This is a genomic window from Nitrosomonadales bacterium (assembly GCA_016716325.1).
Classification (GTDB): Bacteria; Pseudomonadota; Gammaproteobacteria; order Burkholderiales; family Gallionellaceae; genus Gallionella.
Map to the genome: position 1 here is coordinate 984,880 of JADJWO010000001.1, position 15,419 is coordinate 1,000,298.

Consider the following 15,419-nt stretch of genomic DNA (forward strand, 5'->3'; position numbering starts at 1 on the left):
ACGTTGGTTTCCAAAGAGGGGGTAACGCGTGGAATTTAGCATAAAACAAGCCAGTCCGGACAAGCTGAAGAGCGGCTGCATCGCGGTCGGCGTATTCGAGGGCGGAAAACTGTCGAAGGCCGCCCAGGCACTGGACAAGGCGACCGGCCATGCCTTGAGCGAGATTGTCGGGCACGGCGACATGAGCGGCAAAGCGTCCAGCACCTTGCTGCTGCACAAACTGCCCGGCATCGCCGCGACGCGCGTGCTGCTGGTCGGACTGGGCAAGGCCGGCAAACTCGACAGCAAGGCCAGTGCGGGCATCCTGCAGGCCACGCTCAAGGCACTGCACAACACGCCGTCCAAAGATGCGGCCCTGTTCATCGTCGATGAAAGCATCGGCAAGGACGCCGCATGGGTACTGAAACAGGCCATCATCGCGGCAGCCGACGGCGCCTACCGCGCCGACAGCCTGAAGAGCAAACCCGCCAAGGCTGCCACGCTGAAACACATCACCTTCGCCACGCTGAACAAACCCGATGCCGCCCTCCGACAGACCGTCGAACAGGCTGCTGCCATCGCGCGCGGCATGGCATTGACCAAGGACCTCGGTAACCTGCCCGGCAACATCTGCACGCCGAGCTATCTCGCTGCCAAGGCATTGGCACTGGCCAAGGAATACAAGAGCATCAAGACCACCGTGCTGGAAGAGAAGGACATGCAAAAGCTGGGGATGGGCTCTCTACTCTCCGTCACGCGCGGCAGCGAACAGCCGGCCAAGCTGATCACCATGGAATACCGCGGCGGCGACAAGAAACAGAAACCCGTCGTGCTGGTCGGCAAGGGCATCACCTTCGATTCCGGCGGCATCTCGTTGAAACCCGGGGCCGACATGGACGAGATGAAATACGACATGAGCGGTGCCGGCAGCGTGCTGGGCACGTTGCAGGCAGTCGCCGAAATGGGACTCCCGCTTAACGTGGTCGGCGTCATCCCGACCTGCGAGAACCTGCCCTCGGGCAAGGCCACCAAACCGGGCGACATCGTCACCTCGATGTCCGGCCAGACCATCGAGATCCTGAACACCGACGCAGAGGGCCGTCTCATCCTGTGCGACGCCCTCACCTACTCGGCGAAATTCAAGCCGGATACCGTGATCGACATCGCCACCCTGACCGGTGCCTGCGTCATCGCGCTGGGCCATGTCGCCAGTGGCTTGTTCGCCAACGACGACAAGCTGGCCGGCGAACTCATCGCCGCCGGCGAACAATCGCATGACCGCGTGTGGCAGTTACCGCTGTGGGACGACTACCAGCCCCTGCTTGACAGCAACTTCGCCGACATGCAGAACATCGGCGGACGCGCCGGCGGCAGCATCACCGCCGCCTGCTTCCTCGCGCGCTTCACCAGGGACTACCGCTGGGCGCACCTCGACATCGCCGGCACCGCCAACAAGTCCGGCAAGGACAAGGGCGCGACCGGACGGCCCGTGCCGCTGTTGGCGCAGTACCTGATCAACCGCGCAGGCTCGAAGTGACGAGAATAGATTTCTACACCGGCTCGAAAGACAAACTGCGCACCGCCTGCCAGCTCAGCCACAAGGCATTGCAGAACGGCGTGCGCACAGTCATCAGCTTGCCCGACCCCTCCATAGGAGAAACTCTGGATCGGCTGTTGTGGCATTACCCGGCGACCGCCTTCATCCCGCATTGCCGCAGCGATGCCGCAGAAGCAGAAACGATGCCTGTCGTACTCGATCATGGCCACGGGAAATTTCCGCATCATGACCTGCTGATCAGCCTGCATGACGAATGCACGGCGTTCTTCAGTCGCTTCGAACGCGTGATCGAGATCGTCGGCCACGACGCGGATGATGCCCAGCGGGGTCGGGCACGCTTCAAGTTCTACCGCGACCGCGGCTATGAGATCAGCCATATCGACCTTACGAAAGTGAAGGCCTGATGACCACACCGGACCGACCTGGGGACCCGGCAGACAACTTGCCGCTGTTGACCAACGTGGTCGGTGAAGAAGCGCTGGACGACTTGCCGACACTCACCGAGGTCGTCACCGAGACCACGCGCCCAGAGGGGTTGCAACCGGACGACATCACCGACGATATACCACCGCATGACGACTCGCCGGATCGCGTCACACCGAGCGAGATCGTCGCGTATCCCGAAGCGCAACCTGACACATCGTCCCCGGCCGAAATTCCCCGCATATTGACAGAGGCCGAACTGCAACAGTTGCTGGATCGCGTCGGGACGCATCTGACAACGGCCTTCACGGAAAAACTTTCCCGGCATCTCGAACAATTGCACCATCAGGCCGTAGCGCACGCCATCGGCGAGTTCAGGGACGAATTGCCCGAACTGCTGCGTGACGCACTGGATTCCCGGCGCGACACCTGATCGATCTCACCCGGCAAGCCACCGAAGCGCATCCGCCGCCCGCTTTAGCGGGGGAATGAAGCGCGCGACTTTGTTATAATCGCGGCCTTTTCAGCAGCAGCTATCATCATGGAACTCGCAAAAAGTTTTGACCCCAGAGACATCGAGGCTCGCTGGTATCCCGCATGGGAGAACGCCGGCCACTTCAACGCCGGAACCGATGCGGAAAAACAGGACAATTTCTGCATCCTGCTGCCGCCGCCCAACGTTACCGGCACATTGCACATGGGCCACGGCTTCAACCAGACGCTGATGGACGCACTCACCCGCTACCACCGCATGCGTGGGGACAACACGCTGTGGCAACCGGGCACCGATCATGCGGGCATCGCCACGCAGATCGTGGTGGAACGCCAGTTGAACGCGCAGAACATCACGCGCCATGATCTGGGCCGTGAGAAGTTCCTGGAAAAGGTGTGGGAGTGGAAAGAGCACTCCGGCAACACCATCACCCGGCAGATGCGCCGTCTCGGCACCTCGCCCGACTGGTCGCGCGAGCGCTTCACCATGGATGAAGGCCTGTCCGAATCGGTTACCGAGACCTTCGTGCGCCTGTTCAACGAAGGCCTCATCTATCGCGGCAAACGCCTGGTGAACTGGGACCCGAAGCTGCACACTGCCGTGAGCGATCTTGAAGTGGTTCAGGAAGAAGAAGACGGCTTCATGTATCACATCCGCTACCCGCTGGCCGATGGCTCCGGCGAACTGGTGGTCGCCACCACCCGCCCCGAGACCATGCTGGGCGACGTGGCAGTGATGGTGCATCCCGAGGATGAACGTTACAAGCACCTCATCGGCAAGCAGGTCACCTTGCCACTGTGCGAGCGCACCATCCCCGTCATCGCCGACGAATATGTGGACAAGGAATTCGGCACCGGTGTGGTGAAGGTCACGCCCGCACATGACTTCAACGACTACGCCGTGGGGCAGCGCCACAAACTGGAGATGATCTCCATCCTCACGCTGGATGCGAAGATCAACGAACACGCCCCCAGGCAATATCAAGGCATGGATCGCTTCGCCGCACGCAAACAGATCGTGGCCGACCTTGAAGCCGCCGGACTGTTCATCAAGGCCGACAAGCACAAACTCAAGGTACCGCGCGGCGACCGCACCGGCGTGGTGATCGAGCCGATGCTGACCGACCAGTGGTTCGTCGCCATGAGCAAACCCGGTGCAGGCGGCAAGAGTATCACCGAACAGGCGCTGGAATGCGTGAGCTCCGGCGAGATCAGGTTCCACCCCGAGAACTGGGTGAACACCTACAACCAGTGGCTCAACAACATCCAGGACTGGTGCATCTCGCGCCAGTTGTGGTGGGGCCACCAGATCCCGGCGTGGTACGGCGTGAACGGTGAAGTGTTCGTCGCGCACGACGAGATCGAGGCGCGCCACCTCGCCGACCAGGCCGGCTACGCCGGGCAACTCGACCGAGATGCCGACGTACTCGACACCTGGTTCTCATCCGCGCTGTGGCCGTTCTCCACGCTGGATTGGGACATGGACAAACCGTTCGATGCCCAGAACGCATTCGTGAAGCAATACCTGCCATCCTCAGTACTGGTCACCGGCTTCGACATCATCTTCTTCTGGGTGGCGCGCATGGTGATGATGACCAAGCACATCACCGGCAAGATCCCGTTCAAGGATGTGTACGTGCATGGTCTGATCCGGGATGCGGAAGGCCAGAAGATGTCCAAGTCCAAGGGCAACGTGCTCGACCCCATCGATCTCATCGACGGTATCGGCATCGAAGAGTTGGTGAAGAAACGCACCACCGGCCTGATGAACCCGAAGGATGCAGAGAAGATCGAGAAGCGCACACGCAAAGAATTCCCCGAAGGCATCACCGCCTTCGGCACCGACGCGCTACGCTTCACCTTCGCCTCGCTCGCCTCGCCCGGCCGCGACATCAAGTTCGACATGCAGCGCTGCGAAGGCTATCGCAACTTCTGCAACAAGCTGTGGAACGCCACGCGTTTCGTGCTGATGAACTGCGAAGGCAAGGATGTCGGACTCGACGAGAGCTTGCCGCTGGAATTCTCCGCCGCCGACAAATGGATGATCGGCGAACTGCAAAAGGCCGAGGCCGAAGTGGCGACGCACTTCGCCGACTACCGTTTCGACATGGCGGCACGTGCGGTGTATGAGCTGGTGTGGAACACCTACTGCGACTGGTATGTGGAACTGGCCAAGGTGCAACTGCAGGATACAGGGGACGGGATACAGGATTCAGCGGCGCGGCAGCGCGCCACCCGCCGCACTCTGGTGCGCGTGCTGGAGACCATCCTGCGCCTGGCCCACCCGATCATCCCGTTCATCACCGAAGAGCTGTGGCAGTCGGTCGCACCGTTGGCTGGTCATTGGCACTCTGCGCTCACCGACTCCAGCATCATGCTGCAAGCCTACCCCAAGGCCGACAGCAGCAAGATCGACGCAGCTGCCAGCGCGCAGATCGCCCTGTTGCAGGAACTCGTCACCGCCACGCGCAGCCTGCGCAGCGAGATGAGCCTGTCACCCGCCGCGCGCGTGCCGCTGATCGCCGCCGGCGATGCGACGGTGTTAAATACACTCGCGCCATACATCAGCAGCCTCGCCAAGTTGAGCGAGGTACAAGTGGTATCCGAACTGCCGGAAGGCGACGCGCCGGTGTCCATCGTCGGCAACATCAAGCTGATGCTCAAGGTGGAGATCGACGTCGCCGCCGAACGCGAGCGTCTGGACAAGGAGATCGCCCGCCTGACCAACGAGATCGCCAAGGCCAACGCCAAGCTATCGAACGAGAGTTTTGTCGCACGCGCGCCGGCGGCGGTGGTGGAACAGGAGAAGAAACGTCTGGAAGATTTCGGTGCGACACTGGTGCAGTTGCAGGCGCAGCGGAAGAAGCTGGGGTAAAAACCCGACCTATCCACGAAAGGCACGAAAAGTGGCCGATAAAAATCGGGGTTTCTTTCGTGAATTTCGTGTTTTTCGTGGACTACAGCTTTTGCTCTAACTAGCGGCGGCGGATCATGAACACGAATTCGCCGTCCTGCTCCGTCGAAGACAGTAGCGTGTTGCCGGTCTTGTCGCAGAAATCCACGAAATCCCTGGGAGAACCGCCATCGGTCGCCACGACTTTCAACACTTGCCCGCTACCCATCGACGACAGCGCTTTCTTGGCGCGCAGGATAGGCAACGGGCAGGCCAGTTTGCGCACATCCAGTTCGACGTCGAATCCGGTCATGCGGCGATCGGCAGGCCGGCGTGTGCCCAGGCCGTGATCCCGCCCTGCAGGTTATACACATCGAAAAACCCGTTTGCGGCAGCGAACGCCGCCGCCTGTGCGGAACGTCCGCCCATCTGGCAATAGAACACCGTCGGCCCTGCCTTATCCATCTCGTTGAGACGGAACGGGATCAGGTGCAACGGCACGGAATCCCCCCGCGGTATCCTGCCGCGCGCCACTTCGGCATCGGTACGCACATCGATCAGGCGCAATCCGTCGTGTTGCAGCATTTCCTGCAATTCAACCACCGTAATATTCTTGAAACCCTGCATGTCTTTCATCCTTATTTCGTTTGATCCTGGTCCGCCAGCAAGTGCGAGACGCGCGTATTCGCCATAGCCAGACGCTTCACCAGCATGCGCAGGAACGCGTCGCCGAACTGGAACCGGCAACCGGTCGTGGCGTGCATCAGCACGTCCGGATTGATCTCGATCAACATCACGTCATCCTTGGCGATCACATCGGTGCTGCGTTTGAAGTCGCGCTCGGAAAGGTGGGCCATCTCGCCGAAGCAATCCCCCTTGTGCAACAGGCTCAGCAACCGGCCCTGCTTGACCACGCGCACCGTGCCTTGCGCCAGGATGAAGAACGAACGTCCGGTCTCGCCATCGCGGAGAATATATTCCGATTCCGCAACCTTGCGCCACCCGCTGATGCGCAACACCTCCCAGAGCTCCACGTCGCTGAAACTCCTGAAGAATGCCAGTCCGCGCAACGTATCGAACTTTTCGGTATCGAAGATCTCGTTCCGCGTCGGGGCGGCATGGCTGAAGAACCCGACCATGTCGCGCCCGAACTCGTCCCAGGTCTGGTAACGCTTTCCCGTGTCCTTCTCCATCGCGCGCTGCACGATCATATCCAGCTCCTGCGGGATCTCCGGGCGGAACGTGCTGGGCAGCGGGGGCTCGATGTTGAGGATGTGATAGATCATGCTGAAATTGTTGCCGGCGTCGAACGGCAGCTTGCCGGTCAACAGCTTGTACATCACCACGCCCAATGAATAGATGTCCGTCTGGTGGGTCAGCTGCAGCTCCTTGATCTGCTCGGGCGACATATAGGCCGGCGACCCCACCCCGGCGACCTGGGTGGTCTGCTGGGTCATGATCGCCGCCGAGCCGAAGTCGGAGATCTTGATGTTCGTCTCGCCCTGCAACAGGATATTCGCCGGTTTGATGTCGCGGTGGATCACCCCCTGGTACTGCGCATATTCGAGCGCCTTGCAGCACTTGTAGATGATCTCCGCGATGGTGCTGAGCGGCAGCAGGTTGTCGACCTCGGCATACTGCTCCAGCGTGCTGCCCTCGACATACTCCATCACCATGTAATTGACGCTACCCTCCATCACCGCATCGTAGATCCTCGCGATGTGCGGGTGGGACAACTTCCCGGCCAGCGACGCCTCGGTCATCAGCAGCTTGCGATAGACCTTGGCACGATTGGTATCGCGCAACGCCTTGAGGTCGAACAGCTTGATGGCGACCGCCTGCTTGCTGAACGGATCGGTCGCGAGGTACACGGTGCTGGTTGCGCCGGTACCGAGCTCGCGCACGACTTCATATTTTCCGATCTTGTCCATCCGACCGCCCTTCCGGGCATGCTGTGAAAAACGGTGCAATTCTGCGCACAATGCGGCTTAAAGTCCAGACTGAAACATCCTGCAACATTTGCGCGGCCCGATTGGCGTGTGAACCCTGCCGGAAAACAACTATCATATCGGCCATGAGAAAACTGATCCTGATGTCGATGCTGTGTGTTGCGCCCTGCGCCATGGGCGAGGGGCTGCCCGATCTGGGCGACGTCTCGCAGACCGTGCTCAACCCGATACAGGAACGCCAGATCGGCCAGCAAAGCATGATGCAGATCCGCGCCAGCCGCCTGTACCTCGATGACGCGGAGATCAACGACTACCTCAACCAGCTCGGCTACCGGCTGGTCGAATACAGCGCCGAACCCGGCCTCGGCTTCGAATTCTTCGCGCTCGACGATTTCAACGTCAACGCCTTCGCCATGCCGGGCGGCTTCATCGGCGTGAATGCCGGACTGCTGCTCACCGCGCAAAGCGAATCCGAACTGGCCGCCGTGCTCAGCCACGAGATCGCCCATGTCACGCAACACCATCTGGCGCGCATGGTCGCCGGGCATCAGGGCGACAGCCTCGCCTCGATGGCCGCCGTCGCCATCGCCATCCTCGCCGCCCGCAACAACCCGCAGGCTTCGCAGGCGGCCATCGTCAGCGCGCAGGCGCGCGCCATGCAGAAGCAGCTCGATTTCACGCGCGTCCACGAACAGGAAGCGGATCGCATCGGATTCGAGATCCTGCAACAGTCGAACTTCAATACCCATGCCATGCCGGAATTCCTCGACCGGCTGCAACGTGCGACCCGACTGCTGGAAGGCAACGCGCCGAGCTATTTGCGCACCCACCCGATCACCAGCGAGCGGGTCGCCGACATCGAGAACCGCGTCAGCAAGCAGCCCTACCGCCTGGTTCCGGACAGCCTGAACTTCCAGTTGGTGCGCACCAAGCTCATCGCCGCGCAAAAGACCGCGCCGGACGCCGTCGCCTACTTCAACGACGCGCTGGGCGAAAAGAAGCACGGCAACCCGGTCGCGCAGCGCTACGGACTGGTCAGTGCGCTGCTGCGCAACAATGACCCCGCGCGCGCCGCGCGCGAACTGGCGGTATTGCGCAAGCAATCAGGCCGCAATCCGATGATCGAGACGCTGGCCGGACAGGTCAAGCGTGCCGCGAACAACAATGCCGAAGCGCTGGCGTTCTACCGCACCGCCATGCAGAACTTCCCGCAGCACCGCGCGCTGATCTACGACTACGCCGACCTGTTGCTGGACAGCCGTCAGGCCGAAACCGCCGTCAAGCTGCTCGGCGAACAGCTCGTCCGCCACCCCAGCGATACCACGCTCTACAGCCTGCAGGCGCGCGGCTACGCGATGCTGGACAAGCGTCTGGAACAGCACCAGGCGCAGGCCTACAGCTACGCATGGCGGGGCAACCTGGTTGCCGCGATCGAGCAGCTGGAAATGGCCAAGCGGGCGGGCGGGAGTTTCTACCAGATGTCCACGATAGAAAGTGATCTGCGGGAACTGCGCGAGATGACCGCCGCGCACGGACAATAACGAAAACCGGCACGCTCAGAGCTTTTCGCAGCCTTTCCCGAGGCGGCGGCAGCTGATCTGGTAATCCTGTTTTGCCTTCTCCGTCTCCCCCATGAACCCATAGGCCATGGCCCGGCCATAGTGCGTTTTCGCGTTCGTGCCCATGCCCTTGGCCGAAGCGGTCTCGATCGCCATCGTGAAGGCGTCCGCCGCCTCGCGCCATTGCTCCTTCTTCATGTAGGCCGCCCCCAGGTTGTTGTACGGATAGGGCCAGTCCGGCTTCAGGAAGACCGCGCGCTTCAGGTCCCGGATCGCGTAGTCGTACTCGTCGGCCTTGACCAGCTCCGTCCCGCGGTTGTAATAGATGCGGTACGCGCCGTGCAGGTCGTCCCTGCCGTGCACCAGTTTTTCCGCGTCGTCCCACAGCATCAGCGGATGGGAGAAAGTGGCCAGCCGGTCCATCGAGATCGGGAACAACGCCAGGCATACCGCCGCGACGACGACCCGCCCCATCTGCTTGTCCAGCGCATCGAGCAGCAGCGGGATGACCGCGCAGGCGCCCACCGCCCACAGATAGCTGCGATACAGCACGAAGCTCTCCTGCACCCGTATCGTGGAAAACTCCGTCATGAACATCAGCCAGGGGAACAGCAGGGCGAAGCCGAGCAGTCCCGTCCGTCCGCGCCGCAGCAACAACCAGAAAGCACCCGCCCCCCACATCAGGAAAGCCGCAAAGGCAGCCAGATAGGGCGAGGCGAACGAAGTCGCGAAAGGTTCGCGCATGTCGGCCGACATCCAGTCTGGATTGGGGAACAACCACAGGCCGGCATACTTGAAGAACAGCCACGATTGCGTCAACACGCTCATCGGGTAATTCAGTTCGTTATCGACCTCCAGCATCTCCATCGCATAGATCTCGTAGGCCGAGCCAATCACACCTTTCCTGATCGCGACCACGAACAGGGCGATCGCGGCCAGCGCGGCGAACACCCTCCAGCGCTCGCGCAGTTTTGCGCGCCAGTCCTGATGCAGCAGTATGGTCAATGCCAGCAGCACCGCCGGCAGCATGATGACATGCTCCTTGGCGAACACCGCCAGATAATAGAGCGGCACGCAGGCCCACAGCCACAGCGGCTTTTGCCGCACGCTGCCGTGCAGGTAAGCCAGCATCGCCAGCAGGCTGAACAGCGTCGCCATCACGAGGGAGCGTTGCACCAGATAACCCGCGGCATACACCGCGACCGGGTGCAGCGCGAACAGCAGTGCCGCACAGAAAGCCAGCGCACGGGCACTAAACAATGAACTGGCACGTGCCCCATAGAGCGTGTCGAACAGCCGCGCCAGAAAGGAGAACAGCGCGACCGCCACCGCCGCGTGCAGCAGCAGGTTCTCGATGCGGAAATGCAGCATGTCCAGCCCGAACGCATCCTTGCCCCAGGCCAGTGTGGCATAAGGCAGGGAACGCAGCTTGATCGGGGAAAAATGGAAATTGGAGACCGGTTGCACGCCGCTTCTGTCCAGCGTGAAGAACGGCAGGTCGTCGAACACGATGGGGTTCCACAGGAACTGCCCGTACAGCGCCAGGACGGCAATGAACAGCGCGACCGGATATGCGACGAAACGCCTCATCGTTGTGCTTCCTTCGGTAAAACAGGAACTGCCAAAAACGAAAGCCGGGCAGGGCCCGGCCTTCGCAGCTAACTCAAGTCAGCTTACTTACACCAGTTGTTGTCCACGCAAGTACCGGAAGAAGTCCATGCCAGACCGGCAGAACCTTCCGACGGGGTCAGGATGTAAGTGATGCCCTGGGCAGTGTTGGCCGGATCGGGCAGAGCGGTGGTCGAAGTGATGGTGATCTCGCCGTCAACCGTAGACTTGCTCTTGATGATCTTGGTGCCGGAAACAGCCGTGGCTGCGTCGAGGCTATCCAGGTCAGCCGGGATCGCGTTGGAACCGCCGGTACAACCGGTCAGCGTGGCGGTATCCTGCACGCAGGCTTCCACTGCGGTCTTCAGCGATGCGGAACCCTGTACCAGCTCGGTCGCCTTGGCTTTCTTGGTGTAGTCGCTGTAAGCGGGGATCGCCACAGCGGCCAGAATGCCGATAATCGCGACCACGATCATCAGTTCGATCAGGGTAAAACCTTTTTGAACGTTCTTCATAAGAGCTCCTTATAAGATTGGATTGAACACACACGCCGTGTGTCGCTTGGATATGCAGCAATAGCCGTGCCAATATCGCAACCCTATGTTTCCATTAACACCATCCTGAAACAGGGAGCATATCGAACTGGACGGACAGACCAATCCCGTCAACGGGGTGACGATTTTCGTCAGTCGGGTTGTGTAAAACGCTGATGGAGACGCAGATCAAACCCGGATATTCCATTAATCTGAAACCGCCTGTGTAGGAGCGCAATTTATTGCGCGATCCGTTCAAATCGCGCAATAAATTGCGCTCCTACGAATCAGGGTTCACGCCCGGTATCCCGCCCAGGTCCACCTCGTCGATCTGCTCGGGCGACAGGAACTGCCGGGCGTAGTCGAGATAGACCTTCTCGCGGATGAACACGTCGAACAGGTCGGGATCGATATGCCCGCCGAGCTTGAACTTGCCGAGGATGGTCAGCGATTCGGTCAGGGTCTTGCCGTCCTTGTAGGGCCGGTCCTTGGCGGTCAGCGCCTCGAAGATGTCGGCGATGCCCATGACCCGCGCCTGCACCGACATCTGCTCGCGTGTCAGGCCGCGCGGATAGCCCTTGCCGTCCATGCGCTCGTGGTGCCCGCCGGCATATTCCGGCACGTTCTGCAGGTGCTTGGGCCACGGCAGGGCTTCCAGCATCTTGATGGTGACATCGATGTGGTGGTTGATGATGCCGCGTTCCGCGGCGGTCAGCGTGCCGGCGCGGATGGTCAGGTTCTCCGCCTCGTCGGTGCTGAGGAAGCGGCCCGGCTTGCCATCCGTATCGCGCCACTGGTAAGCGGCGATCCGTTCCACCCGCGCCACATCTTCGTCGGACATCCTCTCGCCGCCGATGTTGCAGTGGCGCAGGAACTCGCGGTCGTCGTCGAGCTGCCGGATGCGTGCTTCGTATTCGGCACGGATTTTCGCCGCATCCGCCGAAGCATTCCCCTCTCCCCCAACCCCTCTGATGGAACGACTAGCCATCTGACTAGGCTGTCCAACAACGACAGCCAAGTCATTGGTTATCCCGCAAGCGGTAGAGGGGAGATTTGATAATGCGCGCAGCATGGCGATCTCGGCGTCGCGCTTGAGCACCTCGAAGCGCGTATCCACCAACCCGATGCGATCGAACAGGGTATGCAGCTTGGTGGCCTTGTCCACCACATGCACCGGCGTGGTGATCTTGCCGCAATCGTGCAGCAGGCCGGCGATCTTCAGTTCGCGCCGGTCCTTGTCGGTCATCACGAAGTCCTTGAGCGGCCCGCTCTTGGTGCGGTTGACCGCCTCGGCCAGCATCATGGTCAGCACCGGCACGCGCTCGCAATGCCCGCCGGTATAGGGCGACTTGTCGTCGATCGCGGTGTTGATGAGCTGGATGAAGGATTCGAACAGCTCTTCCAGTTGCACGATCAGGCGGCGGTTGGTCAGCGCGATCGCCGCCTGCGAGGCGAGCGACTCCACCAGTTGCTGGTCATCGCGGGAGAACGGCACGATCGCCCCGCTGCCCCGGTCCTGCGCATTGATCAGTTGCAGCACCCCGATGACCTCGTCCTCGTGGTTGCGCATCGGCACGGTCAGGAAGGATTGCGAACGGTAGCCGGTCTTGGCGTCGAATTTCTTGGTGCCGGAAAAGTCGTATCCCTCCGCCGCATAGGCATCCGGGATGTTCACCGTTTCGCTGCTGAGCGCGGCGTGGCTCACCACCATCGCATGGTTGGGCTGCCCGGCCTCGTCATACAGATGGATCGGGTAGAAGGTGATCGGCACGCCGCTGGTACCGCCCATCGCGATATTCAGCGAGTCGTTGCGCAGGATCTCGAACCGCAGCACGCGCTGCTCGGGCTCGTGCAGATAGAGCGTGCCGGCGTCGGCATGGGTGATGCGCCTGGCGGCCTCGAGGATGGTTTCCAGCAGGCTGTTGATGTCGCGCTGCTGCGACAGCGCGATGCCGATCTCGTTGAGTTCCTTGAGGCGCAGCCGCAGGGTGTCCGAAGCGTCCATCGGCCTACTTGATGCAGACGGCCCGTATCTGGTGCATGTCGGTGATGCCTTGCAGCACCTTCTCCATGCCGTCCTGCTTCAGGGTGTGCATGCCGTCCTCGAGGCAGATGGCCAGCAGTTCGGCGACGCGCGCATGTTCCTGGATCGCCTTCTTCACCGCATCGCTGCCGATCAGCAGTTCGTGCAGGCCCACCCGGCCACGGTAGCCGGTACCCGAACACTTGTCGCAGCCAACCGGGCCGTACAACGTGAACTGACCCTTCTCGTCGGCGAACAGCTTGACCCATTCGCCATACAGCTTCTTGGCCTCGGCGGCCGGGTCCTTCTTCCACGACGAGGTGTTCTGCAGCTCCATGCTGTATTCGGTGATCATCGCCTTCATCTCGTCGGCCGTCGCGATATGCGGCTTCTTGCAGTCGCCGCACAGGCGCTTGCCCAGACGCTGCGCGAGGATGCCCAGCAGCGCATCGGCAAAGTTGAACGGGTCCATGCCCATGTCCAGCAGGCGGTTGATCGATTCCGGCGCGCTGTTGGTGTGCAGGGTGGCGAACACCAGGTGGCCGGTCAGCGAGGCCTCGATGCCGATGGACACGGTTTCCTTGTCGCGCATCTCGCCGACCATGATCACGTCCGGGTCGGCGCGCAGGAAAGCGCGCATCACCGTGGCGAAATCCAGCCCGGCCTTCTTGTTGATCTGCACCTGGCGCAGACCCTTCTGGGTGATTTCCACCGGGTCCTCGGCCGTCCAGATCTTGGTGTCCGGCGTGTTGATGTATTTGAGGATGGAGTGCAGCGTGGTGGTCTTGCCGGAACCGGTCGGGCCGCACACGAAGAACAGGCCGTACGGCTTGCTCACCGTCTCGCGGATCAGCTCATCGTTTCGCTTCGAGAAGCCCATCTTTTCCAGCGGCAGCGGCTCGCCGGAAGCGAGGATACGCATCACCACGTCTTCGACGCCGCCCTGCGAGGGCAGGGTCGCCACGCGCAACTCGATGTCCAGCGGGCCATATTTCTTGAATTTGATCTTGCCGTCCTGCGGCTTGCGCTTCTCGGAGATATCCAGGTCGCACATGATCTTGAGGCGCGTCACCAGCGCATTGCGGTAGGTGGACGGCACCTCGATGTAGTTCATCAGCGAGCCGTCCTTGCGCACCCGGATCTGGGTCTTCATCTTGCCCGGACCCGGCTCGATGTGGATGTCCGAGGCGCCCATGCGGTAGGCATCAACGATGATCTTGTTGACCAGCTTGACCAGTTCGTTGTCGGCTGCCGCATTGACATCGTCCTGGCTGACGGTGGAAGTTTCCTCGTCTTCCCCGCCGAGGCTGGACAACAGGTCGTCCATGGACGAATCGTCCACCGCGAAACCGCCGGTCGCGTCCGCGCCGCCCCCGCCATAGAACAGATCGAGCGTCTGCTTGAATTCGCGCTGCGAACAGACCTTGTAGACCAACCGGTTCTTCGGGAAGATGTTGTTGACCACCCGCGAGGCCTGGATGCGCTCCGGATCGGTGGTCAGGATCGCCAGCCCTTCCTGAGTTTCCTCGATCGGGATCCAGTGGCTGCTCTCGACATACTCGCGCTTCAGGTTCTTCAGCAGGTCGGACGGTTTGATCCGGTCGGATTTGTGGGGCTCATAAGGCACACCGAAGAAACTGGACAGCGCCTTGCCCAGGGCGGGAATGGTGACCTGGAATTCGTCGATCAGCACTTCTTCGATGTCGATGCCCTTGCGTCGCGCGGTGCGGGTCGCCAGTTCGAACTCGGCCGCCGACAGTACCGCGTCGGAGACCAGATAGTCGTACTTGGTCTTGACGGTGCTGTTCTGCTGGCGCTGGCGCAACGCGACCGCCATGGTCTGTGCCAGCTCCTGCACGCCCTCCTCGACCATCCCCGTGAAAGGGACGCCCGCCTTGTTGTTGATGACCTGGATGACTCCGACCAGATCGCCGGTGCCGGCATCCAGGATGGGCGCGACCAGCATCTGCTTGGTGCGGTATCCGGTACGTTTGTCCACCTCTTGCAGGAAGCGCAGATGGGTGCTGTAGGCAGCCAACTCCTTTTCGTCGTAGACATCCTTGATGTTGAGCATCTTCTTGTGCATCGCCGCGTAGCCGGCGACGCTCTGCTCCGCGATGGGCAGCTTGAGATCCTTGAAGGAGTTCAGGCCGGTCTTGACCTTTGAAACCAGCGAAGCGTTATCCTCGCCCAGCACGTAAATGGTCAGGCGATCCGCATTGAATAATGCGCAGATGTCCTTGCTGACATCCAGCATGATCTCGTCGATGTTGCTGGTGGCATGGATCTTGTTGGTGACATGGTTGAGGTTCTTGGTGAACTCGAGCTTCAGGCTCATTTCACCACTATTTCCTGCCGCAGCATTGGCCGCCATCACTGTACTCATTCCCACTCCCTTACCT

Annotated in this window: 12 protein-coding genes; 5 read left to right on the plus strand and 7 right to left on the minus strand. The window is 61.2% G+C overall.

Features of this window, described 5'->3' with window-relative positions; genetic code table 11:
- Nucleotides 1-28 precede the first annotated feature (28 nt).
- From IPM27_04625 to IPM27_04640, 4 genes are all read left to right on the plus strand, one after another.
- On the plus strand, nt 29-1,516 hold the full coding sequence (locus IPM27_04625; GenBank protein MBK9160835.1) for a leucyl aminopeptidase: 1,488 nt from the start codon (nt 29-31) through the stop codon (nt 1,514-1,516).
- Complete coding sequence (locus tag IPM27_04630; protein MBK9160836.1) at nt 1,513-1,941, plus strand: DNA polymerase III subunit chi; 429 nt, start codon at nt 1,513-1,515, stop codon at nt 1,939-1,941. The genes IPM27_04625 and IPM27_04630 overlap by 4 nt, the downstream gene beginning before the upstream one ends.
- Nucleotides 1,941-2,393: a hypothetical protein gene (locus IPM27_04635; protein MBK9160837.1), complete on the plus strand. Its 453-nt coding sequence runs from the start codon at nt 1,941-1,943 to the stop codon at nt 2,391-2,393. Before IPM27_04630 ends, IPM27_04635 begins: the two co-directional genes overlap by 1 nt.
- Before the next feature lie 108 nt (nt 2,394-2,501).
- Entirely contained in the window at nt 2,502-5,327 is a 2,826-nt protein-coding gene (locus IPM27_04640) for a valine--tRNA ligase (GenBank protein ID MBK9160838.1), read from the plus strand.
- A gap of 100 nt (nt 5,328-5,427) precedes the next feature.
- On the opposite strand, the gene IPM27_04645 is transcribed toward IPM27_04640, so the two are convergent.
- From IPM27_04645 to IPM27_04655, 3 genes are read right to left on the minus strand one after another with little or no spacing between them, the layout of a single operon-like run.
- Nucleotides 5,428-5,658: a sulfurtransferase TusA family protein gene (locus IPM27_04645; GenBank protein ID MBK9160839.1), complete on the minus strand. Its 231-nt coding sequence runs from the start codon at nt 5,656-5,658 to the stop codon at nt 5,428-5,430.
- Nucleotides 5,655-5,972 carry a rhodanese-like domain-containing protein gene (locus tag IPM27_04650; protein MBK9160840.1) on the minus strand — a complete coding sequence of 106 codons (318 nt, stop codon included), beginning with the start codon at nt 5,970-5,972 and terminating at the stop codon, nt 5,655-5,657. Before IPM27_04650 ends, IPM27_04645 begins: the two co-directional genes overlap by 4 nt.
- A gap of 11 nt (nt 5,973-5,983) precedes the next feature.
- Entirely contained in the window at nt 5,984-7,276 is a 1,293-nt protein-coding gene (locus IPM27_04655) for a protein kinase (protein ID MBK9160841.1), read from the minus strand.
- Nucleotides 7,277-7,419: 143 nt separating this feature from the next.
- Between IPM27_04655 and IPM27_04660 the strand changes: the two genes are divergently transcribed.
- Complete coding sequence (locus tag IPM27_04660) at nt 7,420-8,835, plus strand: M48 family metallopeptidase (GenBank protein ID MBK9160842.1); 1,416 nt, start codon at nt 7,420-7,422, stop codon at nt 8,833-8,835.
- Nucleotides 8,836-8,850: 15 nt separating this feature from the next.
- On the opposite strand, the gene IPM27_04665 is transcribed toward IPM27_04660, so the two are convergent.
- The 4 genes from IPM27_04665 to tadA form a co-directional block, all read right to left on the minus strand.
- Nucleotides 8,851-10,443, minus strand: a complete 1,593-nt coding sequence (locus IPM27_04665) for a hypothetical protein (GenBank protein ID MBK9160843.1) — start codon at nt 10,441-10,443, stop codon at nt 8,851-8,853.
- Between the two features lie 83 nt (nt 10,444-10,526).
- Entirely contained in the window at nt 10,527-10,976 is a 450-nt protein-coding gene (locus IPM27_04670) for a prepilin-type N-terminal cleavage/methylation domain-containing protein (protein ID MBK9160844.1), read from the minus strand.
- A 298-nt stretch (nt 10,977-11,274) separates the two neighbouring features.
- Nucleotides 11,275-12,999 (minus strand): GAF domain-containing protein, encoded by a 1,725-nt coding sequence (locus IPM27_04675; protein MBK9160845.1) that lies wholly within the window; start codon nt 12,997-12,999, stop codon nt 11,275-11,277.
- Nucleotides 13,000-13,003: 4 nt separating this feature from the next.
- Entirely contained in the window at nt 13,004-15,391 is a 2,388-nt protein-coding gene (gene tadA / locus IPM27_04680) for a Flp pilus assembly complex ATPase component TadA (GenBank protein ID MBK9160846.1), read from the minus strand.
- Nucleotides 15,392-15,419: the final 28 nt, after the last annotated feature.